The organism is Paraburkholderia sp. BL6669N2 (assembly GCF_003387275.1).
Taxonomy (GTDB): Bacteria; Pseudomonadota; Gammaproteobacteria; order Burkholderiales; family Burkholderiaceae; genus Paraburkholderia.
Genome location: NZ_QUNA01000001.1, coordinates 1,011,929 through 1,035,453 on the forward strand (window position 1 = coordinate 1,011,929; position 23,525 = coordinate 1,035,453).

The 23,525-nt window shown below is 64.4% G+C and carries 26 protein-coding genes; 13 read left to right on the top strand and 13 right to left on the bottom strand.

The window, feature by feature from the left end; genetic code table 11:
* Positions 1 to 21 precede the first annotated feature (21 nt).
* Both cydX and B0G80_RS04550 read left to right on the top strand, forming a co-directional pair.
* Positions 22 to 171 (top strand): cytochrome bd-I oxidase subunit CydX, encoded by a 150-nt coding sequence (gene cydX, locus B0G80_RS04545; RefSeq protein ID WP_116117151.1) that lies wholly within the window; start codon positions 22 to 24, stop codon positions 169 to 171.
* The gene (locus B0G80_RS04550; protein ID WP_116117152.1) at positions 168 to 785 is read left to right on the top strand and encodes an ATP-binding protein; all 618 of its coding nucleotides are present in this window, start codon (positions 168 to 170) and stop codon (positions 783 to 785) included. The genes cydX and B0G80_RS04550 overlap by 4 nt, the downstream gene beginning before the upstream one ends.
* A gap of 135 nt (positions 786 to 920) precedes the next feature.
* Here B0G80_RS04550 and B0G80_RS04555 read toward each other — a convergent pair whose 3' ends face one another.
* The 3 genes from B0G80_RS04555 to B0G80_RS04565 form a co-directional block, all read right to left on the bottom strand.
* Positions 921 to 2,018, bottom strand: a complete 1,098-nt coding sequence (locus tag B0G80_RS04555; RefSeq protein ID WP_116117153.1) for a saccharopine dehydrogenase family protein — start codon at positions 2,016 to 2,018, stop codon at positions 921 to 923.
* A gap of 223 nt (positions 2,019 to 2,241) precedes the next feature.
* A complete protein-coding gene (locus B0G80_RS04560) occupies positions 2,242 to 2,700 on the bottom strand; it encodes an Lrp/AsnC family transcriptional regulator (protein WP_012433266.1) in 459 nt (152 codons plus the stop codon).
* 135 nt (positions 2,701 to 2,835) lie between these two features.
* Complete coding sequence (locus tag B0G80_RS04565) at positions 2,836 to 3,720, bottom strand: LysR family transcriptional regulator (RefSeq protein ID WP_116117154.1); 885 nt, start codon at positions 3,718 to 3,720, stop codon at positions 2,836 to 2,838.
* A gap of 198 nt (positions 3,721 to 3,918) precedes the next feature.
* Between B0G80_RS04565 and B0G80_RS04570 the strand changes: the two genes are divergently transcribed.
* Both B0G80_RS04570 and B0G80_RS04575 read left to right on the top strand, forming a co-directional pair.
* A complete protein-coding gene (locus B0G80_RS04570) occupies positions 3,919 to 4,440 on the top strand; it encodes a Spy/CpxP family protein refolding chaperone (RefSeq protein ID WP_116117155.1) in 522 nt (173 codons plus the stop codon).
* Between the two features lie 300 nt (positions 4,441 to 4,740).
* The gene (locus B0G80_RS04575; RefSeq protein ID WP_116117156.1) at positions 4,741 to 5,178 is read left to right on the top strand and encodes a PGDYG domain-containing protein; all 438 of its coding nucleotides are present in this window, start codon (positions 4,741 to 4,743) and stop codon (positions 5,176 to 5,178) included.
* A gap of 18 nt (positions 5,179 to 5,196) precedes the next feature.
* Here B0G80_RS04575 and B0G80_RS04580 read toward each other — a convergent pair whose 3' ends face one another.
* The 8 genes from B0G80_RS04580 to B0G80_RS04615 form a co-directional block, all read right to left on the bottom strand.
* A complete protein-coding gene (locus tag B0G80_RS04580) occupies positions 5,197 to 5,565 on the bottom strand; it encodes a DUF3022 domain-containing protein (protein WP_106284281.1) in 369 nt (122 codons plus the stop codon).
* A 168-nt stretch (positions 5,566 to 5,733) separates the two neighbouring features.
* Entirely contained in the window at positions 5,734 to 6,552 is an 819-nt protein-coding gene (locus B0G80_RS04585; protein ID WP_116117157.1) for a YhfC family intramembrane metalloprotease, read from the bottom strand.
* Positions 6,553 to 6,623: 71 nt separating this feature from the next.
* A complete protein-coding gene (locus B0G80_RS04590; protein WP_116117158.1) occupies positions 6,624 to 7,712 on the bottom strand; it encodes a LacI family DNA-binding transcriptional regulator in 1,089 nt (362 codons plus the stop codon).
* A 25-nt stretch (positions 7,713 to 7,737) separates the two neighbouring features.
* Positions 7,738 to 8,703, bottom strand: coding sequence for a D-glycerate dehydrogenase (locus B0G80_RS04595; RefSeq protein WP_116117159.1), 966 nt, complete (start codon positions 8,701 to 8,703; stop codon positions 7,738 to 7,740).
* The gene (locus tag B0G80_RS04600; RefSeq protein WP_106284277.1) at positions 8,703 to 9,998 is read right to left on the bottom strand and encodes an MFS transporter; all 1,296 of its coding nucleotides are present in this window, start codon (positions 9,996 to 9,998) and stop codon (positions 8,703 to 8,705) included. The genes B0G80_RS04595 and B0G80_RS04600 overlap by 1 nt, the downstream gene beginning before the upstream one ends.
* A gap of 146 nt (positions 9,999 to 10,144) precedes the next feature.
* Positions 10,145 to 11,128, bottom strand: a complete 984-nt coding sequence (locus tag B0G80_RS04605; RefSeq protein ID WP_116117160.1) for a sugar kinase — start codon at positions 11,126 to 11,128, stop codon at positions 10,145 to 10,147.
* 259 nt (positions 11,129 to 11,387) lie between these two features.
* Positions 11,388 to 12,161 (bottom strand): TIM barrel protein, encoded by a 774-nt coding sequence (locus tag B0G80_RS04610; RefSeq protein ID WP_116117161.1) that lies wholly within the window; start codon positions 12,159 to 12,161, stop codon positions 11,388 to 11,390.
* Between the two features lie 190 nt (positions 12,162 to 12,351).
* On the bottom strand, positions 12,352 to 13,260 hold the full coding sequence (locus B0G80_RS04615) for a LysR family transcriptional regulator (RefSeq protein WP_116117162.1): 909 nt from the start codon (positions 13,258 to 13,260) through the stop codon (positions 12,352 to 12,354).
* A 121-nt stretch (positions 13,261 to 13,381) separates the two neighbouring features.
* On the opposite strand from B0G80_RS04615, the gene B0G80_RS04620 reads away from it, so the two are divergent.
* The 8 genes from B0G80_RS04620 to B0G80_RS04655 all read left to right on the top strand — a co-directional run bounded on the left by B0G80_RS04620 (position 13,382) and on the right by B0G80_RS04655 (position 21,114).
* Positions 13,382 to 14,479: a YeiH family protein gene (locus B0G80_RS04620; protein ID WP_106284273.1), complete on the top strand. Its 1,098-nt coding sequence runs from the start codon at positions 13,382 to 13,384 to the stop codon at positions 14,477 to 14,479.
* A 196-nt stretch (positions 14,480 to 14,675) separates the two neighbouring features.
* Positions 14,676 to 15,413: a glutathione S-transferase gene (locus tag B0G80_RS04625; protein WP_116117163.1), complete on the top strand. Its 738-nt coding sequence runs from the start codon at positions 14,676 to 14,678 to the stop codon at positions 15,411 to 15,413.
* Positions 15,414 to 15,525: 112 nt separating this feature from the next.
* Entirely contained in the window at positions 15,526 to 17,259 is a 1,734-nt protein-coding gene (locus B0G80_RS04630; RefSeq protein WP_106284389.1) for a ClcB-like voltage-gated chloride channel protein, read from the top strand.
* A gap of 163 nt (positions 17,260 to 17,422) precedes the next feature.
* Positions 17,423 to 18,760: a C45 family peptidase gene (locus B0G80_RS04635; RefSeq protein WP_116117164.1), complete on the top strand. Its 1,338-nt coding sequence runs from the start codon at positions 17,423 to 17,425 to the stop codon at positions 18,758 to 18,760.
* A 300-nt stretch (positions 18,761 to 19,060) separates the two neighbouring features.
* Positions 19,061 to 19,315 carry a hypothetical protein gene (locus B0G80_RS04640; protein ID WP_116117165.1) on the top strand — a complete coding sequence of 85 codons (255 nt, stop codon included), beginning with the start codon at positions 19,061 to 19,063 and terminating at the stop codon, positions 19,313 to 19,315.
* A gap of 191 nt (positions 19,316 to 19,506) precedes the next feature.
* Positions 19,507 to 19,737 (top strand): DUF2795 domain-containing protein, encoded by a 231-nt coding sequence (locus tag B0G80_RS04645; RefSeq protein WP_106284269.1) that lies wholly within the window; start codon positions 19,507 to 19,509, stop codon positions 19,735 to 19,737.
* Positions 19,734 to 20,618: an AraC family transcriptional regulator gene (locus tag B0G80_RS04650; RefSeq protein ID WP_116117166.1), complete on the top strand. Its 885-nt coding sequence runs from the start codon at positions 19,734 to 19,736 to the stop codon at positions 20,616 to 20,618. The genes B0G80_RS04645 and B0G80_RS04650 overlap by 4 nt, the downstream gene beginning before the upstream one ends.
* 106 nt (positions 20,619 to 20,724) lie before the next feature.
* On the top strand, positions 20,725 to 21,114 hold the full coding sequence (locus B0G80_RS04655; protein ID WP_106284267.1) for a cupin domain-containing protein: 390 nt from the start codon (positions 20,725 to 20,727) through the stop codon (positions 21,112 to 21,114).
* Positions 21,115 to 21,263: 149 nt separating this feature from the next.
* On the opposite strand, the gene B0G80_RS04660 is transcribed toward B0G80_RS04655, so the two are convergent.
* Complete coding sequence (locus B0G80_RS04660) at positions 21,264 to 22,322, bottom strand: LysR family transcriptional regulator (protein WP_116117167.1); 1,059 nt, start codon at positions 22,320 to 22,322, stop codon at positions 21,264 to 21,266.
* A 290-nt stretch (positions 22,323 to 22,612) separates the two neighbouring features.
* Between B0G80_RS04660 and B0G80_RS04665 the strand changes: the two genes are divergently transcribed.
* Positions 22,613 to 22,825: a hypothetical protein gene (locus B0G80_RS04665; RefSeq protein ID WP_106284388.1), complete on the top strand. Its 213-nt coding sequence runs from the start codon at positions 22,613 to 22,615 to the stop codon at positions 22,823 to 22,825.
* Between the two features lie 18 nt (positions 22,826 to 22,843).
* Here B0G80_RS04665 and B0G80_RS04670 read toward each other — a convergent pair whose 3' ends face one another.
* Positions 22,844 to 23,461, bottom strand: a complete 618-nt coding sequence (locus B0G80_RS04670; RefSeq protein WP_116117168.1) for a TetR/AcrR family transcriptional regulator — start codon at positions 23,459 to 23,461, stop codon at positions 22,844 to 22,846.
* Positions 23,462 to 23,525 lie beyond the last annotated feature (64 nt).

The following is a 23,525-nucleotide window of genomic DNA, read 5'->3' on the forward strand; positions in this document are numbered from 1 at the left end:
CATAAGATCAAGGAGACTGCAATGTGGTATTTCACCTGGATTCTCGGTATCGGCGTGGCGTTGGGCTTCGGCATCATCAACGTGATGTGGCTGGAGGCCGGCGACAAGTTCGCGCGTGACCCGCAACGCGCCGGCGCCGTACCTGCCACGCCCGAGGACCGCCCTTCGTGACTCATCTGGTTTTCTTCTGCGGTCACGCGGGCACCGGCAAGACCACGCTCGCGAAAAAACTCGTCGGCCCGCTGATGAAAGCGTGCGGCACGCCCTTCTGCCTGCTCGATAAAGACACGCTCTATGGTGGCTACAGCGCGGCCGCCATGGCCATGCTGACCGGCGATTCGAACGACCGCGACAGCCCGCTGTTCCTTGAGCATCTGCGCGATCCCGAGTATCGCGGCCTGCTCGATACCGCCCGCGACAATCTCGAACTCGGCATTAGCGCGATCGTGGTCGGGCCGCTCTCGCGCGAAGTACGTGAGCGGCGCCTGTTCGATCGCGCGTGGCTGGGGGTGGATGCGGACGTGGCGCTCCGGGTCGTGTGGGTCCATACGTCGGAAGAGACGGCGCATCGGCGCATCGTGGAGCGCGCCAATCCGGACGATGCCTACAAGCTCGCGCACTGGGACGAATATCGGCAACGCCGCTTTGAACCCGGCGTCGATATCCGCGACGACCTGTTGATGTTCGACAATACCGCGCCAACGTCGGCGGATTATGAAGCCCTGCTCGCGCGCATCGTCGGCGAGCCACGGGCGGCGACGCTCATGCCGCCGATGCCTGTGTAGCGTAACGTCGGCATCAATAAAAACGCCCCGAATAACGGGGCGCTTCCTCGGCTCTCTACGAAGCCTTCCTAGCTGCTCGCGGCAGACATTTCATACGTGTTGCCGCGGTGTCGCACGGCCCTCGATGCCGATCCTTCAGACCGTAGCCATGGTCTCCAGCGCCTGCCCCTCATACAACTGGCCGAAGCGGTTCGCGAGGAAGTCGCGCAGCGACACCTGCTCCTGGCGCACGAAACCCTTTTGCGGCAGCTTCTGTTCGCGGAACAGATCGAGCACCGCGCACATCGCGCCGGCCGTGGTGATCTGGATCGCGCTCATCGGCACGCCGCACACGGTCTTCGCGAAGATCTTGCGGGTGAAGCCTTCCTGCACCAGTTGACCGTCGCGCATACCGCTCACCGTGATAAACACCAGCACCACGTCTTGCGCAGTGGAAGGCACCGAACGGCGCATGATGGTCTTGAGCGTGTCGCGGTCGCTGGCAAGGCGCAGGTCTTCGAGCAGGAATTGCATCAGGTTGCGGTGGCCCGGATAGCGCACCGACTTGTAGTCGAGCGATTCGACCCGGCCCGACAGCGTCTCGCATAGCGTGCCGAGGCCGCCGGAAGTGTTGAAGGCTTCGTATTCGGTGCCGTCGAGCGAGAAATGTTCGAGGCCTTCTAGCGGCTGCACCCACTGCGTACGGCTATCGCGAATCGCTTCGCACGGCTGGCAGTACTCGTTGATCAGACCGTCGACGCTCCACGTCAGGTTGTACTTCAGCGCGTTGGTCGGGAATTCCGGCAGCGCGCCCACCCGCATCTTGACGTCGCGGATTTCCGTGAAGCGGTTCGCCAGTTCGTGCGCGGCAATGCCGATGAAGCCCGGCGCGAGACCGCACTGCGGCATGAAAGCGTGATCGGCGTCGTCGGCGATCGCGCGGATCGCATGGGTGGCGCGCACGTCTTCCGTGAGATCGAAGTAATGCACGCCCGCGCCCTTGGCCGCCGAGGCCACGTTCACCGCGAGGTAGTACGGCAGCGCGTTGACGAGCGCGTCGAAGCCTTGCACGGCAGCGCGCAGCGCGGCGGCATCGGCAGAATCCACGCGGTGAGTCGGAATGCCCTGGGCGGCGAGTTTGTCGAGCGCGTGCTGGTCGCGGTCGAATGCGACGACGTCGTAGTCGCCGGTTTCGCGCAACATGTGGGCGATGGTGTGACCGATCAAACCTGCGCCAACGATGGCTACTTTCATGCGCTTCTCCTGATTATTGTGTGCTGTCTCCAGCTTTGGGAAGTGCGCCGCGCTGGTGGCGCGGCACCCGGCGGGCTGTACCCTTCAGCAACAGTTTAGGGAGAAGCAAAAACAGTTCATACGCGCAAAATGCTGCGGTATGACCATGAAGTTCGACGTTATGACGAACCAATCAGTCGATATGTCGGAAACGTGTTAAAACGGTGTAAACGTGAGGCGGCGCTCACACCATGCCGCGATCGATCTTGCGCGCCAGAATGATCGAAGTCGTGGTCCGCTCCACACCTTCCAGTTCGCCGATCTGATCGAGCAGATCGTTCAGGCGATCGGGCGAATCGGCACGCAGCCACGCAACGTAATCGAACTCGCCGCTCACGGCGCACAGCAACTGCACCTCGGGCATCTTGCCGAGGCGTTTCTGCACGGCAGGCCCATGCTTCGGCGCAATGATGATGCCGACATAAGCCACGATGCTCGAATCGAGCACGTCCTGGCCAAGCCGCACGCTGTACCCGGCGATCACGTTGCTGCGCTCGAGCCGCGCGATGCGCGCGATCACCGTGGTGCGCGCCACGCCCAGTTGGCGAGCGAGGTTGGCGACGCTCTCGCGCGCGTTCGCTTGCAGCAGCGCAACGAGGTTGCGATCGAGATCATCGAGTTGGTCGAGGCGCGGAGGTCTCATGGAGGGAAAAGGAAGTGGCTCAGGTGAGGCGGATTATCGCGCGTCTTCATCGGCAAATGGAGAAGTCACCGGGGCTATCGCCATGAACACATCGTGTGAATCGCACGAGAGGTCACGAAACGTGCGCCGCCTGGCTCATATACCGAACCGTTCGACCACGAAATCGATAAAGCTGGTGAGCTTGGGCGTGGCGCGGCGATCGCGCGGATACAGCAGATGCACCGGTGCGCCATCGGGCAAATAATCTTCCAGCACCGACACCAGTTCGCCACTGGCAATTTCTCTCGCCAGCAGCGCCTCCGGCTGCAACACCAGGCCGAAGCCGTGCAGCGCGGCGACCTTGAGCGCCTGGCCGTTGTTCGCGCGAAACCGGCCGGCACGTAGCTGGCATTCCTCCGCGTGGTCGCCGCCGAGACGCCATAAACCTTCGCGGCCCCAATGCAGAAACCCCAGGCATTCGTGATGCAACAGATCTTCCGGCGTGCGCGGTGTGCCGGCGCGCGCGAGGTACGCGGGCGACGCGCACGCGCGCATTCGGTACGGCTTCAACGGCCGCGCCACAAGACTCGAATCCGGCAACCGGCCGATGCGCACCGACGCGTCAAAGCCCTCTTCCACCAGATCGATCAAGCGGTTCGACAGATCGAGTTCGAGCGTGATGTCTGGCCACGCGGTGAGGTACTCGGTCATCGCCGGGGCGAAGACTTCCACGCCGTAAGTGAGCGGCACCGTCACCTTGAGCACGCCGCGCGGTGCGGCGGCCATTGCCTCGGCGAGCGACTCGGCTTCTTTCACGTCGGCCAGAATGCGCCGGCATTGCTCGTAATACTGCCGGCCGATCTCCGTCAGACTTTGCCGTCGGGTGGTGCGCGTCAATAGCCGCGTGGCGAGCCGCGTTTCGAGCGAACGGATATGCTTGCCCACCATCGCCGACGAAATGTCGAAGCGCTCGGCGGCCGCCGTCAGGCTGCCCGCCTCGACCACGGCGACGAAGATTTCCATGCTGACGAATTTATCCACCCGCTATTTCCTGTTCGTTTCGGTTGTAAGCGTTTGTCGCATAAGAGCCGCATTGTAGGGATATCGTGATACTAATAGCGGCGACGGCAAAGTGGGCAGCCGGCCGCCGTGCGTCGTCTTGACTCGTGCATGACTGACGCACCACGGGCCGCTCGCTCGCGAGCCTTGTCCCAATTCGAATAGACATCAGGAGTTTCGATGAAAAAAGCACTGGTAATGCTGGCCACCGCAGTCGCCATGAGCGGCGCGTTCGCACAAACCTCCGCACCGGCATCGGCGTCGGCCCCGGTGAGCGCCGCTTCCGCACCCGCCGGCAAGGCCGGCCATGAGCGCAACGTCGAAGACCGCATCGCCTACCTGCACTCGCAACTGAAGATCACCTCGGCGCAGGAATCGCAGTGGAACGCGTTCGCCGACGTGATGCGCGGCAACGGCCAGACGATGGGTCAGCTGTTCCAGCAACGCCGGGCCGCCACCAACCTGTCGGCGCTCGACGACATGAAGCAATACGCGACGATCGCGCAAGCGCACGCGGACGGCATGAAGAAGCTCGTCGATGCGTTCGACCCGCTATACAACAGCTTCTCGCCGGAACAGAAGAAGCTGGCTGACGTGACCTTCCATCAGCCGGGCGGCGTGGAAGGCCATGGTCATCGTGGCAAGGGTAAAGGTGGCAAGGCTGCTGCCGCGCCGGCAAGCGACGCCACCGTGAAGCCGTAAGTGTAAAAAACCGCTTGCGCGCAGTGTCGCTTGTGCAACGCTGCGCGCGGCGGATATGTTTTTGGCGTGCGCGGCAGAGGTTTCGCCCTTACGCTTGCCGCACGTCGAACTCTCCTGCGGTCCACACGCCGGTCCGGCTCCTCCCGCCTTGGCGATTCCGCGCGACAAAAAGACGATCCGCGCCGCCATCCTTCGCAAAAGAAACCGGTCGCCAGATGCATCTGGCATGATGCGAGTCGTACGCGGCCCGAAGACTTCAAGTCCGGCACCGCTGCCAAACTCTCCATACTTGCCCGCTTCATGACCGAACTGAAAAATCTCGACCTGAGTCAAGACGCCGACGCCTGCCGCGTTGTCAAAGACGAAACGGTCAGCGTTGAACTCGCCGCCGCCGAAGGCGAACTGATGAGCCTCGAAGGCCCCAACCGCTATGTCCGCGGCGACGCGCTGATCACCGGTTCGACGGGCGACCGCTGGGTCGTCTCGCGCGAACGCTTCGACGCCAAATATGTTCCCGCCGACGCAGCCGTCTCGCACGGCGAAGCCGGCGCGTACCGCAACCGCCCCGCCGTCGTGCTAGCCAAACAGATGCATGAAGCGTTCACGCTCGCGCGCTCGGCAAACGGCGGCGACGTGCTGCGCGGCGTCGCCGGCGACTGGGTCATGCAATACGCGCCAGGCGACTACGGCGTGGTGCAGGCCGCCCGCTTCGCGAAGGTCTACCGGCTCGCCGATTGAGCCGCCTCCGCATGTGCATCAAGCGAACTCGTCACCCAGATCCACGGTGACGTCGCGCGGCACCGCTTCGCCATTCGCATACTGTTCTTCGAGCGAGCCGATACTCGCTTCGACATACGCGCGCAGCACCGCGAAACTGCGGCCGCGCAGCCGCGCCGGCATTGCGCGATAACGCGCCAACGCGGCCGGTGCGATCACCACGGTCATCACGATACGGCGCGCGGTGGAACCGAAACGCATTGCTACCCAGTGAATGGCCAGCGTCGGCGTGCCGTCTTCCGCGGCGCGCTGGATGAACTGCGTCTGCTCGGGAAACAGATCGCTGATCACGCGCGCCAGTTCCTCGAACTCGGGATTGGCGCAGTCGTATTGGTAAGCTTCTTCCATTGAAGTGTGCCGAAAGGGTGGCCTCGAAAAGAAGCCGATTGTAGAGAACGGTTGACGGCTCAGGACGGGGCGCGTTTGATGCGCGCCATCGAGCGACCGTCACGCGCCCATTGCGCGGCTATCGCGTGGTGGTCACGCGGTCGTCGAACGTGTAGTACGAAGCGCGCATCAAGCGGCCACGACAGGACGCCTGTACGCCCGGAACAACAACCCCGCGACGATCACCGCTCCCACTGCATACAAGGCGTCCACCGCCGCAAGCGGCACGAGTTGCGCCTGGAACAACGCGGCGGGCACGTCCACCAGCGCGTGCAATACGATCGCGAGCGGCAGGATGCCGCGCCAGCCGGCCCGCAAGCCGCGCCACATCAGCACCGACAAGCCGATCTGGAACACCAGCGCGGCCACCCGTTCGAGCGCGAAAATGCCGGCCGTCTGCGGCGTCAGACTGGCGAGAATCAGGTGGATGCGCATCAGCGAATCGGTCGGCAGATTGCTCAGATAGCCATCCAGTTCGCCGCGGTTTTCGAAGACCGCGAACAGGATCCATTGAATCTGCACCAGCACGCCGACGAGCCAGGCTTCCGCGCCGCCGTGTCCGAGGCCGTAGGTCAGCGCGGTGCCGTCGTTCGTGCCCGCCGCGAGCGACGTGGCGCCGGCCTTCGCCGCCGCCCGTTTGAGCAGCAGCCGCATGCCGATGAACCGCCCGACTTCCTCGCAAATACCCGCGGCCAGCGCGCCATACACCACGAAGGCGAGCGGATTCGACAGGAAGTTCGCGGTCGCTTCGTTCCGATGCAGCACGTAGTCGTTCAGCGCGCGCTCGATCACCATGGCGAACAGCGCGAACACGGCGATGCCGGTGATGGCGTCACGCGGCTTGAGCGCGAGCGGCCGGCGCAGACGGCGGTAGATCAGGAAGGGTAAAGCGGCGACGAGCAGCGTCGCGAGGGCGAGGCTCGAGAGGGTAAGCGGTGCAACAACCATGAGTTTCCTTGCGATGTCCGGCGCGCACCCGCTGCGCGCCGCAGCCCGAATGATCGCAGATCGGCGGGAATTCAGCGCAAAGTGGAGGCGCGGACGATCAGTTCGCCCGGCAGAAGACAGTCGCGCGCGGCGGTCTGAACGCCTTCGATGCGTTCGTGCAGGAACTCGACCGCGCGGTAGCCGATCTCGTAGGTCGGCTGGCGGATCGTGGTGACGCCGGTCAGTTCGGCCCAGTCGGGGTCGTCGATGGAGAGCAGCGCGACGCGGGCTTGCCAGTCGGCGCCGTAGCGCGCTTTCAGATGTAGGGCGAGGCATAGCGCGACGGGCGCGTTCGCCGCGAACAGGGCGATGCGCGCCGCGTTGCTCGTGGCGCCGGCGGCGCCGAGCGCGTGGGCGGCTGCGTCGAGCGCGCGGTCCAGCTCGGCGAGGCCGCGCGCCACTTCGTCCGCGTCCGCGAGGTTCAGCACCAACGTGTGACCGCGCGCGGCGCGCTTGCCGCGTTGCTCGCCTTGAACACTCATCGCCTCACGAAACGCCGCTTCGCGCAGTTGCCGCGAACTGACCTGCTCGAAAGGCTGAACCACGAACCAGATATCGTCGAAGCCGTTGTCCAGCAGATGCCGCGTGCCGAGTTCAGCCGCCGCGCGGTTGTCGAGACCGACCATATCCGTGACGAGCCCATCCACCGAACGATCGACCAGCACCGCCGGAATTCCGCCGCCGCCCACCGGCCGCAGCGTTTCCTCGCGCACGCCGAGCGCGTTGACGATCACGCCTTCCACCCGGTACGTGGTGAGCAGTTGCAGATAGCGCCGCTCCATCTCGACTTCGTTCGCCGCGTGACAGATCAGCGGCATCAACCCGAGCGCGTGGCATGCCGCTTCCACGCCTTGCAACACTTCGACCGTATAGGGGTTCGTGAGGTCGGCGAGCAGCATGCCGATCAGGCGGTTGCGGCCACGCTTGAGGCCACGCGCCATCTGGTTCGGCTGATAGTCGAGGCGCGCGATCGCGGCCTCGATGCGCGCGCGCAGTTCCGGCGACAGCACGCTCATCTCGCCGTTCAGATAGCGCGAGATGCTGGTCTTGCCGGTGCCGGCTTCGCGCGCGACGTCGGTGATCGTCGCGCGGCGCGGCGTGGACTGCTGCGTCGTGCTCATCGGCTGCTCATCGAGCGAAATCGGCTCATTTTGAAAGAACGTCGCGGTTGACGATATTGTTGGTCAGCGTGCCGTCGAGCGCGGCGACCAGGTTTTCCGCCGCATTACGCGCCATGGCGTGACGGGTTTCGTGGGTCGCTGAACCGATATGCGGCAGCGCGACCACGTTCGCCAGCTTCAGCAGCGGCGAGTCGGCCGGCAGCGGTTCGGTCTCGAACACGTCGAGACCCGCGCCGTGAATCGTGCCGTTTTGCAGCGCCTCGATCAGCGCCTTTTCGTCGACGGTCGCGCCGCGCGAGGCGTTGATCAGGATCGCGCTTTTCTTCATCGACTTCAACTCGGCCGCGCCGATCAGATGCTTCGTTTCCGGCGTCAAAGGCACTTGCAGGCAAACGAAGTCGGACACGGCAAGCAGTTCCGCCAACTCGACGCGCCGCGCGCCATACGCCGCTTCCGCCTGCGGGTTCGCGCTGCGGTTGGTGTACAGCACCTTCATGTTGAAACCTAGTGCCGCGCGCCGCGCCACCGCGCCGCCGATCCGCCCGAGCCCGACAATGCCGAGCGTCTTGCCCTGCACGTCGACGCCGAACAAAGCCGGGCCGATGCTGTGCTGCCAGTGCCCTGCCTTTACCCATTCGGCGAGTTCGACCACGCGCCGCGCCGAGGCGAGAATCAGCGAAAACACCGTGTCCGCGGTGGACTCGGTCAGCACGTCGGGCGTGTGCGCGAGCACGATGCCGCGGCGCGTGAGATCGGCCACGTCGAACTGGTCGAAGCCCACCGAGATGGTCGAGAGCGCCTTGAGCCGCGTCGCGCCTTCGAGCATCGCCGGCGTGATCTTCACGCTCGAACCGATGCCGCCGTCCGCGTCTTTCAGCGCGGCCACGAAGGTGTCGTGCTGCGCGGCGTCGACCTGCACGACTTGCGCATGCTGCTGCAGATACGCGAGCACATCTTCGGGCAACGACTTCCAGGCGACGATCTTCTTCATCAGCTTATTTTCCTTGCGACGGTATGACGAACGGCGGCCGCGTTGCCGGTTTCCTGTTGCTGCGGTTTGACGATCAGCGTCAGAATCACGGCGGCGACGAGCGCCACGCTCATGAATGCATACGACGCGGCGGGCGAACCGGTCGCGCCGTTCAGATAGCCGACCACATACGAGCCGACGAACGAACCGAGCGCGCCCATGCTGTTGATCAGCGCCATCGCGCCGCCCGCGACGTTCTTCGGCAGCAGTTCCGGCACAATCGCGAAGAACGGGCCATACGGCGCGTACATCGCGGCGCCGGCGATCACCAGCAAGGCATAAGAGAGCCAGAAATGCGTGGAACCGAGCGCATACGAAGCCGCGAACGCGACCGCGCCAATCAGCAGGAACGGCCACACGAATACCTTGCGGCGGTTGAGTTTATCCGATGCCCACGAAGCTGCAAGCATCGCGATGGTCGCGGCAAGATAAGGCAGCGCCGAGAGCCAGCCGGTTTCGACCATGCCGAGCGTCGAACCGTTCTTCAAGATGGACGGCAGCCACAGCACGAAACCATACACGCCGATGCTCCAGCAGAAATATTGCGCGCACAGCTTGATCACCGCGGGCGTTTTGAACGCGTCGCTATAGTTGCGCACCGGCTTGATCGCGGCCTGCTCGGCACGCAGCGTTTCGGCGAGGTCGTCCTTCTGCTGCTGCGTGAGCCATGACACCTGTTGCGGCTTGTCCTTCACGATGAACCACCAGCACACGGCCCAAAGAATTGCGGGCGCGCCTTCGGCGATGAACATGTGACGCCAGCCGAACGAATGCACCAGATAGCCGGATACCACCGACATCCACAGCACCGTCACCGGATTGCCGAGAATCAGGAAAGTGTTGGCACGCGAGCGCTCGCTCTTGGTGAACCAGTTGCTGATGAAAATCAGCATGGCCGGCATCACCGCGGCTTCGACCACGCCGAGCACGAAGCGGATCACCATCAGCGACGGAATGTTGCTGACCATGCCGGTGAGCGACGCGCACCCGCCCCACAGAATCAGGCTCCAGAACACGAGCTTCTTGACACTGCGGCGTTCCGCGTAGATCGCGCCGGGAATCTGGAAGAAGAAATAACCGAGGAAGAACAGCGCGCCGATCAGCGACGACAGTCCCTTGCTTATGCCGAGATCCTGGTTGATGCCGGCGGCCGACGCGAAACCGTAGTTCGCGCGATCCAGATAAGCGAGGCTGTAGGTGATGAAAACGATCGGCATGATCGTCCACCAACGGCGAATCGCAAGCGATGAAGTCATAGGGTGTCTCCTTGGACGGCTTCCCGAAACAATGATGGACGGTCATGCGGCGCTCTGTTCGAGCGCTCTTGCTGTTATCGAGGCGGTCGGGTTCAACGCGGCTTGCGGTCTTGCGAGCTGCGCGGTCCTTTGGGTCTTGTCGGTCGTCAGGCCGCGGCCGCGACGGACGGTGCTTGCGCCGCTTCCAGCGCGTCGAGTTCGGCCCGGCTCGGCAGCCCTTCCGAATCGCCGATCACCTGAATCGCCAGCGCGCCGATGCGGTTGCCGCGCGCCACCGCTTGTGGCAAAGACTTGCCCTCGAGCAAAGCGCTGACCACGCCGACGGCGAAACCATCACCCGCGCCGACCGTGTCCACGACTTTCGCAACCGGCTGACCGGCGATCACGGCGGCATCGCCGGCGGTGCGGAAGTACGCGCCCTGCGCGCCCAACTTGATGATCACGCCGCGCGCGCCGTGATCCAGATAGAACTTCGCGATGTCCTCCGGCTGCGTGTAGCCGGTCAGAATCTCGCCCTCGCCGATGCCGGGCAGCACCCAGTCGGCCAGCGCGGCAAGCGCGTTCAGGCCTTCGACCATCGCGGCGCGCGACGGCCACAGCGTCGGGCGCAGGTTCGGGTCGAACGAAATCGTCTTGCCGGCGGCACGCATCTCGCGCGCCAGATGGAACGCCAGTTCGCGCGAGCTCGCCGAAATCGCCGGCGCCACGCCGGTCAGATGCAGGTGGCGCGCTTGCAGCACGTAGTGCGCCGCATAGTCGGCCAGCGACAGATGACTCGCCGCCGAACCCTTGCGGAAATACTCGACCGCCGGGTCGCTGCCATCGTCGTTTTTCGACTTCAGCTGGAAGCCGGTCGGATAGCGCTCGTCGGTCGTGACGCAGCCCTGGTCGATGCCCTCTTTCGTCAGCGTGTCGCGCACGTACTGGCCGAACGAATCGTTGCCGACGCGGCTCATCCAGCCCACCTTGAAGCCGAGGCGCGACAAACCGATCGCCACGTTCAGATCGGCGCCCGCGACGCGCTTCGTGAACTGGCCGACGCCCGCAAGCGGGCCGGTTTCGGCGGCCACGAACATGGCCATCGCTTCGCCGTAGGTGATGACATCGAGTGCTGCGGTTGGCTTGCTCATGCTTCGCTCCTGCGTGATCCTTTTTGCTGCGTGTTCGCGTGTTCGCGTGTTCGCGTGTTTCGCGTGTTTCGCGTGTTTTGCGTGTTTGCGTGGGTGTTTATCGCTCACGGTTTGCAGCGTCGGATTTGCTGCGTGCCGTTTGGGCGTACCGCTTCGCGCACACCACTTGCTGCTTTCCTCTGCCGCGACCCATTTGCCGCGTGCCTGTTGCCGCGCGCTTTTCTCAGTGTCGCTGCTTCTCTCAGGTTCCACATGCCGCTCACGCGGCGGCCAGCCATGCGACGTAATGCGCCGCGTCTGCTTCGGTACGGCTCGTATCGAACGGAAACTCGATGCCGCGCGGCACATGACGCGGCAGCTTGTCGAGCACGGCGGCGAACTGGGCGTCGTCGGCGGCCGGGGCCGCGGGGAAGCGTCGTGCGCCCTCACCCACCGTCGTCTTGCAATGGATATAGTCCACATGCGCCGCCAGCGGCGCGGCGGCGTCGAGCGGCATCACCTCGCGCCAGGCCCAGTTGCCGATGTCGAAAGTCATGCCGAGCACGTCGGCGTGGCCTTCGCGCGCCAGCGCGTCGAACAGGCCGGTGAATTGCGCGAGCGAACCGCCCTCGGCCAACTGACCGTTTTCGACGACGAGGCGCAACTCCGCGCAGCGCATGTGATCGGCGATCACCGCAGCATTGGCGTCGGTGGCGAACCCGCCGAGTTGCAACTTCACGAAGCGCGCGCCGAGCGCACGCGCTTCTTCCGTCGAGAGGCGCAATGCTTCGGCGTCGAGTTTGCCCTGCGCCGTGTACAGCGAAGCCGGCGTGGAGTACACGGACCACAGGCCCAGCTCGGCGATCTGCTCGCCGAGCGCGCGCAGCTTGTGCGGCGCGGCGTCTGTTTCGTCAGCGAACAGTTCGCGGCGCACTTCGAAACCCGCCGCGCCGGCCTGTTTGCTCGCTTGCGCCCACTTCAGATGACCGTCCGTGCGGACCGCGTCCATCCCGAATGCGCTTGCGACGATCACCACGTCCACTGCGTCAGCCATGTCGAATTTACTCAAATCTGTTCACGATCGGCATTTGGAACCGGTTCCAAACACGCTTCGAAAAAAAGCGCCGAGGCGCTTCCGATGCCCGAATAGTGCGCCGAGGGCGCCGTTATGCACCATAGTGGAAATCCCCAGGCGTCGGTTGGCATGGTGTGCGATCGACGTGCCGGCTGCGGGCGCCGAAGACTCAACGCTGTTCCGCGAGACACAGCGCGAGAAACTGCTCCACCACCCGCGACGGCGCGCTCGCATGCGGCACCAGAATCGACAGGCGCCGCGTGAGCGGCTCCGGACTGAGCGACAGCAGACACAGCGCGCGGTCTTCGTGCCGCATCGACATGGCCGACACGAAACCAATGCCCATGCCCGCGCGCACCGCTTCCTTCACGCCTTCGACGCCGGCGATCTCCAGCGCGACGCGCATCGGCACACCGGCCCGCGCGAACGCGCGCTCGACGATCTGCCGCACGCCCGAGCCCGCCTCGCGCAATACCAGCGGATAGTCGCCGAAAGCCGCCAGCCCGGCCGGGCCACCTCTGGCCGACTCCGCCAACTGCGCCAACTGCGCCAACGGATGCGCGCGCGGCATGATCGCGACGATCTCGTCTTCGCGCCACGAATGCACCGCGGTGTCCGGCGGCAGATCCACGCCCACCGGCCCCTCGATCATGGCGATGTCCACCGAATCGAGCGCGGCCACGATCTCAGTGGTATTGCCGTCCGCCGTATGCAGCGTGACGTCCGGATAGCGGCGATGGAAGTCGGCGATCAGATACGGCAGCAGGTAGCTGGCTGGCGTGGTGCTCGCACCGATCCGCAAGGTGCCCTGCTCGAGGCCGCGCAAGGCATCACGGTACGCATGCGCCTGCCGCCAGGTGTCGCGCAGCCGCGTGGCGTAGCTGGCGAGCTGTTCGCCCGCCGGCGTGAGACGCACGCCGCGGCCGTCGCGCTGATACAGCGGCTCGCCGAATTCGTCCTGCAACTGCCGCAACTGGCCGGACACGGCGGGCTGCGACAAATGCAGCGCGACAGCCGCCCGGCTAATGTTGCGATGCTCGGCGACGGCAGCGAAAGTTATAAGTTGATCGGGGGTCATGGAGGGCGAAGTATCGGCTGGGGCGATACCTTACATTCTAAATCATGATTTTTCATATCGATATATCTAATTTAGGATTAGCCCCATCGAATCTTCGTCAGTCACAGAAAAGGGCTGCTTCATGTCCACCGCTCATCTCACCGCCTCCAGCACGACGCCCGCCGGGTTTTCCACCCGCGGGCAGCTCAACGGCGTTCTGTTCGTCGCGCTTTTCGCCGCTGCCGTCACGCGCATCGCCGCGATTCCCGCCATCGCCGGATTGGGCTTGAGCCCGCTGATCGTCGGCATCGTGGCCGGCGCCATTTACGGCAACGCCTTGCGCGATGGCATGCCCGCCAGTTGGGCGGCCGGCGTCAATTTCTCGGCGCGCAAGTTGTTGCGGATCGCGGTCGCCTTCTTTGGACTGCGCGTGAGCCTCCAGGAAATCGCTCAGGTCGGCGTGCCCGGTCTCGCGGAATCCGTTCTGATCGTGGTCAGCACGCTCGTGATCGGCACGTGGGCCGGCATGAAAATCATGAAGCTCGACCGCGACACGGCCTTGCTGACCGCCGCGGGCAGCGCGATCTGCGGCGCCGCCGCCGTGCTCGCCTTCGAATCGACGCTGCAATCGAAGCCGCATAAAAGCGCGATGGCGGTAGGCAGTGTGGTGCTGTTCGGCACGCTCTCGATGTTCCTCTACCCGATTCTGTTCAAGGCAGGCTGGCTGCATCTGGACACGGTCGGCGCGGGCCTCTTCTTCGGCGGCACGATCCATGAAGTGGCGCAGGTGGTCGGCGCGGCCAGCAACGTGAGCCCGGAAGCGGCGCACATAGCCACCATCGTGAAGATGACCCGCGTGATGTTGCTGGTGCCGGTGCTGCTGGTGGTCGGCATGTGGGTGAACCGCTCGGCGCGTCGCGATTCGGCTGCCGCCGGCGCGCAGGACGGCGCCCACGGCAACGCGCCGCGCAAGCTGGCGATCCCCTGGTTCGCGCTCGGTTTTCTCGCCTTCGTCGTGATCAACTCGCTGCACGTGCTGCCGGAAGCCGCGACCAGCACGCTCAACACGCTGGACACCTTCGCGCTGACCATGGCCATGACCGCGCTCGGCATCGAAACGCGCATTGCGCAGATCCGGCAGGCCGGCCCCCGCGCGCTGACCACCGGCTTCATTCTGTATGTGTGGCTGATTGCCGGCGGACTCGGAATTACATGGACTGTCCAGCACCTGTTCGGCTAAGCCGCCCTCGCCTTCAAACCCACCCCGCCGCGTGCGGGGTTTTGCGCATTCTGGAGACCCAATCTGGCCGCTCGCGCGGCATACTGGCTGCCGACGTTGTCAGCTCATGCAGCATGCCAAGGTGGGCCGCTTCCGCGCTGCGCTTCGCGCCCCGTCTTCGCGTCTGTGTCAATGCAACCGGAATGAGGATCGATCGATGAGCCTGGAACTTTACTATTGGGACGGCCTGCAAGGCCGCGGAGAATTCGTCCGGCTCGCGCTGGAAGAAGCCGGCGCCGACTACGTGGAAGTGGCGCGCGGCGAACCGTCCGACGGTCTCGGCACCAAGGCGATGATGTCGGTGATGAAGAGCAAGGACGAGCCGTATCCGCCGTTCGCGCCACCGTTTCTGAAAGACGGCGACCTGGTGATCGCGCAGACCGCCAACATCCTGTTCTATCTTGGCCCGCGGCTGAACCTCGCGCCCTCGGTGGAGAGCTTGCGCTATGTGGCCAACGGCCTGCAACTGACCATCGCGGACATGGTCACCGAGGCGCACGACACGCATCACCCGCTCGCCAGCGCGCTGTACTACGAAGACCAGAAAGACGCCGCCAAAGTGCGGGCGCACGACTTCATCGACAACCGTATTCCGAAGTTCATGTCGTACTTCGAGCGCGTGCTCAAACAGAATCCGGCCGGCGATCAGTTCATGGTGGGCGACGCGCTCACTTACGTCGACCTGTCGATGTTCCAGTTGATCGACGGCCTGCTGTACGCGTTTCCCCGCGCGCTGAAGCGATTCGGCGAGCACTACCCGCGGCTCGCCGCGTTACACGACGCGGTGATCGAACGGCCGAACATCGCCGCGTATCTGCAGTCCGAGCGGCGCATCGAACACAACGAGGCCTGCATCTTCCGGCACTACCCCGAACTCGACAAGGCGGCGACTTGAGCCGCGCCTTCTTCACTCATTCGCTCAACGTTGCGCGCCCGCCGTCCAAAGCGGGCGCGATGCTGTTACCGTGCGCGCTGTCCAACCCACTTTCACGCCCTGTACCGTCGACGTGCTTTCATTCCTGCTGAAGCTGCGCACCCGCGCCCAAGATCTGTTCCGCCTTTCCGACGCCCACACGATGCTGATCTGGTCGGTCGTGGTCGGCGTGGCGGGCGCCTTCGCGACCATCGGCTTTCGCGAGGGCATCGCGCTGCTGCAATTCGCGATCGTCGGCAAGTCTGGCAGTTTCGTCGAAATGGCGCGCGGCTTGCCGTGGACCGTGCGGATCTGGCTGCCCGCGGCAGGCGGCCTGATCGCCGGCTTCTTTCTGCTGATCGCGCGGCGTTACGAGGACAAATGCAATCACATCGATTACATGGAGGCGGTCGCGATCGGCGACGGCGTGGTGCCGGTCAAGCTGAGCCTGTGGCGCAGCGTGTCGTCGCTGTTCACGATTTCGAGCGGCGGATCGATCGGCCGCGAAGGTCCGATGGTGCAACTGGCGGCGCTCGCCGGTTCGCTGATCGGACGCTGGGTGCATTTCGATCCGCCCCGGCTGCGTCTGCTGGTGGCCTGCGGCGCGGCGGCCGGGATCACCTCGGCGTACAGCGCGCCGATCGCGGGCGCATTTTTCGTCACCGAGATCGTGCTCGGCTCGATCGCCATGGAGAGCTTTGGGCCCGTGGTGGTGTCGGCGGTGGTCGCCAACATCACCATGCGTGAATTCGCCGGCTACAAGCCGCCGTACGAGATGCCGGTGTTTCCGCCGGTGGCGGGCCTCGAGGTGCTGCTGTTCGTCGCGCTCGGCGCGCTGTGCGGCGCGGCCGCGCCGCAGTTTCTGCGGTTGCTCGACGCGTCGAAGCAAAGCTTTCGCAAGCTGCCGGTGCCGCTGCCGTTGAGGCTCGCGCTCGGCGGCCTGGTGGTCGGCATTCTGTCGGTCTGGACGCCCGAGGTGTGGGGCAACGGCTACAGTGTCGTCAACTCGATCCTGCATTCGCCGTGGACGTGGACCGCGCTCGTCCTCGTGCTCGTCTTCAAGCTCGTCGCCACGGCGGCCACGGCGGGCTCCGGTGCGGTCGGCGGGGTGTTCACGCCGACGCTGTTCGTCGGCGCGGTAGTCGGCTCACTGTTCGGCCAGGGCATGCACGCCCTGTGGCCGCACGGCACGTCGGCGCCGTTCGCGTACGCCATGGTCGGCATGGGCGCGTTCCTGGCGGGTGCGACCCAGGCGCCGCTGATGGCGATCCTGATGATCTTCGAGATGACGCTCAGCTATCAGGTCGTGCTGCCGCTGATGCTCTCGTGCGTGGTCGCCTATTTCGTGTCGCGCGCGATCGGCAAGACCTCCATGTACGAAATCACGCTGCGCCGCAATCACGAGGAACAGGAGCGCTCGCGACTGCGCGCCACGCAGATGCGCGAACTGATCCGCCCCGCCGAAACCGTCGTGCCGCCGAACGCGACCGTGCAGGACATGACGCGCGTATTCCTCGAATATCCGGTGAAGTATCTCTACGTGGCGAACGAGTCCGGCGCGTTTCTCGGCGTCGTCGCTTTGAAGGACATCACCTCCGATCTGCTCGACGGCAGCGACACGTCCGCGAAGACCGCGGCAAACTATTTGCAGCCGCATTTCGACGTGCTGACGCCGGACATGCCGCTCGGCGTAGCGTTGCAGCATTTCCTCGCGTTCCAGGGTGAGCGCCTGCCGGTGATCGAAAGTGCCGCGCATCCCACGCTCGCCGGCGTGGTCTACAAAAGCTCGCTGCTCGACGCGTATTTCCGCATGAATCCGACGCGTTAGGCACCGCGCGCGACCCGCTCCAGGTCGCGCCCGCGCTCTCTTTGGGGCCCGTGCAAAGCGCGGCAAATTCTCTACAATGGACAGACCGCTGCGGCGAACGCCGGCAGCGCGCGTTACGCCAGAACGGGCGCGCCGAGACGCCCGTCCTTCGATCGGAGCGAAGATGAGCGAACCGTCCCTCGATGCCGTGCGCCGCGACCAGGCAGGCTGGATTTTCCTGCATATCGAAGGCGAGCCGTACGATCGCGGCGAGCAGCACGGCCAGTTGCTCGCCAGCGAAATCCGCAACGCGATCCACACCGCCCGCTATCTCGCCAAATGGGACACCGGCGAAGATTTCGACACCTTCGTCAACGCCGCGGTCTCGCAGTTCGCCAACAAACTCGACACCGAATTCGCCGACGAAATCCAGGGCATCGCCGACGGCGCCAAGCTGCCGTTCGCCGAAGTGCTGGCGTGGAACGGCTACATGGATCTGCTGCAAAGCTGGTGGCCGACCCACGCGTCGCAGAAGCAGCCGAACCTCGGCGTGAAGCCGTGGCGCGGACGGCGCGGGCACCATTGCAGCGCATTCATTGCCACCGGCCGCGCAACGCGCGACGGCCGCATCGTGATGGCGCACAACTCCTGGGACCGCTACGCCGCCGGCGACGCGTTCAACGTGATCTTCGACATCGTGCCCGACGAGGGCAACCGCATCCTCATGCAAGGCTTGCCCGGCTGCATTTCCAGTCTGACGGATTTCTGGGTCACCGCCGCCGGGCTGATGGTGACGGAAACCACCATCTCCAACTTCGCGGGCTACAACGCGGCGGGCGCGCCCGAGTTCTATCGCTCGCGGCGTGCGTCGCAGTACGCGAATAGCATCGGCGAATGGTGCGAAATGTTCGCGATCGCCAATAACGGCGGCTATGCGAACAGTTGGCTGCTGGGCGACGCCAAGACCGGCGAGATCGCGCGCTACGAACTGGGTCTGCACTTCTCCGGTTTCGAGAGCACCAAGGATGGTTTCTACAGCGGCTACAACACCGCGACCGACCTGAAGATCCGCAACCAGGAATGCCTCGGCGAAGGCGAAGACTATACGGACGTGCGCAAGAACGGCGCACGGCGCCTGCGCTTCATGCAGCTAGAGGAAATGCATCGCGGCAAGATCGACGTGGAACTGGCCAAGGAGATGATCGCCGATCATCACGACGTTTATCTCGACCGCAACGACAATCCCTGCTCGCGCACCATCTGCGGGCATCTGGAACTGGACGACGCGCGCTTCGGCGGCACCGATCACGGGCCGTTCAATCCATGGGGAGCCAACGACGGCAAGGTGGTCGACAGTGAAATGGCGCGCGAGATGGCGTTCAGCGCGCGCTGGGGCCACCCTTGCGGGCGGCCGTTCGACGCGCAGGCGTTCATGAAGCGGCATCCGCAGTGGAACTGGCTGAATGGGTACATGCGCGACCGGCCTTCGTGGCCGTGGACGCGCTTCGACGTGCTGCGCTAGAACCTCGTCCGCGGCTCCTGCCGCATCGCAACATTCGCAGCGCACGGCCGTTCGCAATGGCGCTGCTGCGTTGTCGCCGCGTTTCTGCCATCATCTGAAATCACAATACCGTTTTGCCGCAAACGTGCGCGCGATGCAGAATTTGCGCGCGTAAGATGAAAAGATGCGCGGTAGCCGCCGACCGTACACCTCGGCCACGCCGCGCAGAGCATGCGCCGTCCTTTCGACGCGGGGACGGCACAGCGCGTGCGGCACAGCACTTGCTCAACTGTCAGCGCCGCATGAGCTTAGGAGGTCGGGATGAAAACCTCGGCGCTGTTGACCATGGTGACGCTGTCAGCCTCGTGTTTCGCCGCGCCGGTTCACACCGCGCCGGACAGCACGAACGCCAATAGCCTTGCCGAACGCGCCAACGCGGCACCCGTCGCCCCGGCGGCGCCGGATGTAGCCGCCGCGGACAATAATCGTCCGCAACAATGGCAACATATCGCGCTGCCCAAGTCACGGCATCTCGATCGGAGCTTCACCGGACAGAACGAGCATTTGCAGACCTGACACCAGCATGGACGGAAGCGCGCGCCGGGCGCATACGTGAGACGTCGCGGCCCGTCAGCGGTGACGATGGCGTGCGCGGACGGGCACTTTTTCTCATGCGGCATACGGCAACTAGCGCGGCCTCTGGCGTTTCGTTCAGCGGCAACACTCACGTCCTCGTCACGTCCAACCGTATCAACAGGAGCGTTTGCATGACCGCATCGGCTATTCCCGGCGAATCGATTGACCTGCAGATCACCGATCTTCTGAGCGAAGTCCAATTTCCCACGTACAAGGACGCGCTGGTCGACGCCGCGCGCGAAGCCGGCGCGAGCAACGAAGTGCTGTCGATGCTCGATGGCCTGCCGGAACAGGATTACGCCGACGTCGCCTCCGTGACGCGCTACATCAGCGGCAATTACGGCCCGGGGCTCGGCGGATGAGCGAGGAACCGGCTTCATCGCCGGCGCGTTCCTTGCCGCTTTCGTCTACGCGCAACGGCCGCGGTTCCGACTGGATTTATCGCTCGCCGCAAACGGTCGGCGCGAGCGGCATCGAGCGGATCGAGGCGTTCTTTCACCAGGCCGGCTACGCAATGCATCGCCACGATACTTATGCGATCGGTCGCACGCTGTCCGGCGTGCAGAGCTTTCGCTATCGCGGCAGCACCCGCAACAGCTTGCCGGGCGGCACGATGGTGCTGCATCCCGACGAACCGCACGACGGCCAGGCCGGCACCGGCGACGGCTTCCACTACCGCATGATCTATGTCGATCCGGCGCTGTTCCAGCAGGCGCTCGGCGGCAAGGCGCTGCCGTTCCTGGAAGGCGGGCTGTCGAGCGATCCGCGCCTGTTCGCCGCCACCGAAAGCCTGCTGCGCGCGATGGACAGCGCCATCGATCCGCTCGAACAGGACAGCGCGCTCTACGATCTGGCGGTCGCACTCGACACGGTGGCAGGCGCGCCGGATACACCGCGTCCGGTGGATTACCGCGCGGCAACGCTTGCGCGCGACTACCTGCTGGCCTCGCTCGATCGCGCCGTCACGCTCGATGAACTCGCGGCCGCGGCGGGCCGCGACCGCTGGAGTTTGTCGCGGGATTTTCGCGCACTGTTCGGCACCAGTCCCCACCGCTATCTGACCATGCGGCGACTCGATCTCGTGCGGCAACGGGTCCTCGCGGGCGTGTCGCTCGCCGACGCCTCGGCGGCGAGCGGCTTCGCCGATCAGAGCCACATGACGCGGCACTTCAAGCACACTTGGGGCGTCGCACCGGCGCAATGGCTGAAGATGCTCGGATCGTCGGGACCCGGCGCGCGCTGAGCGAAGGCGTTTTCGACGCACAGCCCGCGCGCACAAACGTTCAAGACCCGGCCACCCGCCGCGCCGTACGCTCCTGCCTGACATAACCGCTCAGGAGGAGCACTGCATGTCCGACGCACAGGTCACTCAACGGCCGTATCAGGCCATCAATTTCGCGGAAAAATTGCGGCTCTTCAACGACCAGTGGCAAGCACGCGTGGTCGCCGAAATGAACGACTATCAGTTCAAGCTGGTAAAAATCGAAGGGGATTTCATCTGGCACGAGCACGCCGACACCGATGAGACGTTCATCGTGCTCGAAGGGCAATTGCGCATCGACATGCGCGATGGTTTCGTGCTGATTTCGGCGGGGGAAATGTTCGTGGTGCCGAAGGGCATCGAGCACAAGCCGTACGCCGAACACGAAGTGAAGCTGCTGCTGATCGAGCCGCGCGGCGTGAAGAATACCGGTGAGGAAGTCAGCGAGCGGACGGCGGCAAACGACGTGTGGATTTGAGGCGTTAGCGTGGCTTCAGGGCGGCGCTGCGAAGCGAGACGCAGCGCACAGCGCCGACAGGCATGCCGGCGAGTCCGCCATACCAACTGACGCCGTGCGTCAAAAGCCGACGCCTGCCGCGCCGCCGTCAAAACGGCACCAAAACGGCATCAAAACGGCGACGAAGCCGCGATTCGCGAGCGCGCAGTCTTGTGCAACGGGCGCGCTGCGTCGCCAGTCAATTCCGGCACCGACAGATCGTCGATATCCGCTGCAACGTCCGTCGCCCCGTTCACGGAACGCGCCGGCGTCACAGCACGCGGATCACCTGTCTGCTGCCCCGGCTGCTGGAAATACTCGACGAGGTGATCGATGAAGGTGCGCACCTTCGCCGGCAAATGCAGGCGGCTCGGATAAGCGATCGAGACTTCGATCTGCGGCAAACGGTATTCGCGTAGCAGCGGCACCAGCCGTCCGGACGCGAGGTCGCGGCCGATCAGATAGCTCGGCAGGATCGCCACGCCCATGCCCAGCAGCGCGAACTGCCTGAGCATCTCCGTATTGTTCGCGACGATCGCATTCGGCGGGCGCAGGCGGACTTCGCCATCCGGTCCGGTGAACACACGCTCCTCGCCGCCCTGCTCGGACGGCCGGCTCAGCCAGGGATGCGAGAGCAGATGCTCCGGCCGCGTCGGCGTGCCGTGCCGCGCCAGATAAGCGGGCGTCGCGCACACCGTCAGATAGCCGGTAGTGAGCCGTCGCGTGACAATGCTCGCGCTGCGCATGTGCCGCGCCACGAAAATGCCCACGTCGAAGCCCTCTTCCACCAGATCGGCATGACGATCCGCAAGCGTGACGTCGGGAACGACATCCGGATAACGCGCGGCATAAGACTGCACCACGGGGGCGAGGCTGTGCAGCCCGAACACCACCGGCGCGACGATACGCAAGGTGCCGACCGGCTCGTGATTGCGCGCCACCACCATCTGCTCCACGCCTTCCAGGTCGTCGAGAATGTGACGCACGCGCTCCAGATAGGTCGTGCCGGACTCGGTCAGCGACAGCCGGCGCGTGGTGCGATTGAGCAGGCGCGTGCCGAGACGCGCTTCCAGATCGGCGACGTGGCGCGTGACGACCGCCGTGGAAAGATCCAGCGCGCCGGCCGCGCCGACGAAACTGCCGAGGTCGGCCACTTTGACGAATACGCGCATCGACTGCAATTGGTTCATGGGACGACTCCTGCCTCGGTAAAGCCGGGCCGGCGCACGCCTCGCGCCTGTGTCGACCCGCGCGGCAAGGCGCGCGCGGGCTTGCCCAACGTGCCGATTGTATCGACCCGATCATGTCCCAACCCTGACCTGAACATGACAATCCGGACAGGTTTGCGAGGCGCCTGCGTCACGCTTGCAGGCTCATAACGCGCTTGACCGCGAGCATTATTGCGGATTTCGACTAGGTATAAACCCTAGTATTCTGGTACCATAGCGTCCGACTGGAAATCAATTGCAATCAAGCCGCCATGACACACCGTTTTCAGCTTCTCGAAAAAATCGCGTTCTCGCTGGTCTGCTGGTCCGCCGCGGCATGCTCGGCTTTCATCGCTTATGAGCGTTGCCCGGACATCAAGGTGGTGCTGCACGTAGGCGAAGAAGTGCTGCGCTACAGCGGTCAGTATTCGTATGTATGCGCCACGCCGGTGGTGGACACCTGCGCGCAATTGCCGACCAACTGATCGCGCGCTTCAACGCGCTTACGCATCGCGCCCGAACACCACGCGCGCGAAAAATCCCGCCAGCACCGCTTCAACTCTCTCCGCCGGCACGTTCTGCGGGTCGACCGTGTAGAAGAACTGCAAGCCGTCGCACAAGCTCATCAAGCCGATCGCCAGCGTCTCCGGCGGCATCAGCATCGGCGTACCGACCCGCGCCGAAAACTCGCGAATATACGCGCCGAGTTGCTCGAGCTTGTCGTGCATGAACGCGTTAAAGCGAATCCGGAACCGGCCGTCGCGCACCGCGAGCAGCTTCGCCTCCGCCCACAGCAGGAAACACTTGTTCTCGCGATGCAGGTTGCTGTAGTAGCGCAGCACGCGCTCTTCCATTTCCTCACGCGATGCCGCGTTCGCGAAGATGGCCTGCAGCCCTGCCTGCATGACCTCGTGATCGCGCCGCAATAGTTCAAGAAATAACTCACTCTTGCTGCCGAAGTTCGAATAGAACGCGCCACGCGTATAGCCCGCCGCCGCCGCGATGTCTTCGACACTCGCCGCGACAAACCCTTTCTTCATAAAAATTGCTTGCGCAGCGTCGAGCAGACGCTCGCGCGTCTGGTCCTTGCTCTGCTCGCGTGTCAGTCGTTGCCGTTTCATGGGCGCAAGTCTAGCACCGAAAAGAATTCGAATTCACTCCAACATTCAAATACATGTGTGTATT

Bases quoted from the DNA above. Each gene is read 5' to 3' on its own strand.
- cydX (WP_116117151.1), top strand. From the start codon at position 22: ATGTGGTATTTCACCTGGATTCTCGGTATCGGCGTGGCGTTGGGCTTC.
- B0G80_RS04555 (WP_116117153.1), bottom strand. From the start codon at position 2,018: ATGAAAGTAGCCATCGTTGGCGCAGGTTTGATCGGTCACACCATCGCC.
- B0G80_RS04560 (WP_012433266.1), bottom strand. From the start codon at position 2,700: ATGAGACCTCCGCGCCTCGACCAACTCGATGATCTCGATCGCAACCTC.
- B0G80_RS04570 (WP_116117155.1), top strand. From the start codon at position 3,919: ATGAAAAAAGCACTGGTAATGCTGGCCACCGCAGTCGCCATGAGCGGC.
- B0G80_RS04575 (WP_116117156.1), top strand. From the start codon at position 4,741: ATGACCGAACTGAAAAATCTCGACCTGAGTCAAGACGCCGACGCCTGC.
- B0G80_RS04580 (WP_106284281.1), bottom strand. From the start codon at position 5,565: ATGGAAGAAGCTTACCAATACGACTGCGCCAATCCCGAGTTCGAGGAA.
- B0G80_RS04585 (WP_116117157.1), bottom strand. From the start codon at position 6,552: ATGGTTGTTGCACCGCTTACCCTCTCGAGCCTCGCCCTCGCGACGCTG.
- B0G80_RS04590 (WP_116117158.1), bottom strand. From the start codon at position 7,712: ATGAGCACGACGCAGCAGTCCACGCCGCGCCGCGCGACGATCACCGAC.
- B0G80_RS04595 (WP_116117159.1), bottom strand. From the start codon at position 8,703: ATGAAGAAGATCGTCGCCTGGAAGTCGTTGCCCGAAGATGTGCTCGCG.
- B0G80_RS04600 (WP_106284277.1), bottom strand. From the start codon at position 9,998: ATGACTTCATCGCTTGCGATTCGCCGTTGGTGGACGATCATGCCGATC.
- B0G80_RS04605 (WP_116117160.1), bottom strand. From the start codon at position 11,128: ATGAGCAAGCCAACCGCAGCACTCGATGTCATCACCTACGGCGAAGCG.
- B0G80_RS04610 (WP_116117161.1), bottom strand. From the start codon at position 12,161: ATGGCTGACGCAGTGGACGTGGTGATCGTCGCAAGCGCATTCGGGATG.
- B0G80_RS04615 (WP_116117162.1), bottom strand. From the start codon at position 13,260: ATGACCCCCGATCAACTTATAACTTTCGCTGCCGTCGCCGAGCATCGC.
- B0G80_RS04620 (WP_106284273.1), top strand. From the start codon at position 13,382: ATGTCCACCGCTCATCTCACCGCCTCCAGCACGACGCCCGCCGGGTTT.
- B0G80_RS04625 (WP_116117163.1), top strand. From the start codon at position 14,676: ATGAGCCTGGAACTTTACTATTGGGACGGCCTGCAAGGCCGCGGAGAA.
- B0G80_RS04635 (WP_116117164.1), top strand. From the start codon at position 17,423: ATGAGCGAACCGTCCCTCGATGCCGTGCGCCGCGACCAGGCAGGCTGG.
- B0G80_RS04640 (WP_116117165.1), top strand. From the start codon at position 19,061: ATGAAAACCTCGGCGCTGTTGACCATGGTGACGCTGTCAGCCTCGTGT.
- B0G80_RS04645 (WP_106284269.1), top strand. From the start codon at position 19,507: ATGACCGCATCGGCTATTCCCGGCGAATCGATTGACCTGCAGATCACC.
- B0G80_RS04650 (WP_116117166.1), top strand. From the start codon at position 19,734: ATGAGCGAGGAACCGGCTTCATCGCCGGCGCGTTCCTTGCCGCTTTCG.
- B0G80_RS04655 (WP_106284267.1), top strand. From the start codon at position 20,725: ATGTCCGACGCACAGGTCACTCAACGGCCGTATCAGGCCATCAATTTC.
- B0G80_RS04660 (WP_116117167.1), bottom strand. From the start codon at position 22,322: ATGAACCAATTGCAGTCGATGCGCGTATTCGTCAAAGTGGCCGACCTC.
- B0G80_RS04665 (WP_106284388.1), top strand. From the start codon at position 22,613: ATGACACACCGTTTTCAGCTTCTCGAAAAAATCGCGTTCTCGCTGGTC.
- B0G80_RS04670 (WP_116117168.1), bottom strand. From the start codon at position 23,461: ATGAAACGGCAACGACTGACACGCGAGCAGAGCAAGGACCAGACGCGC.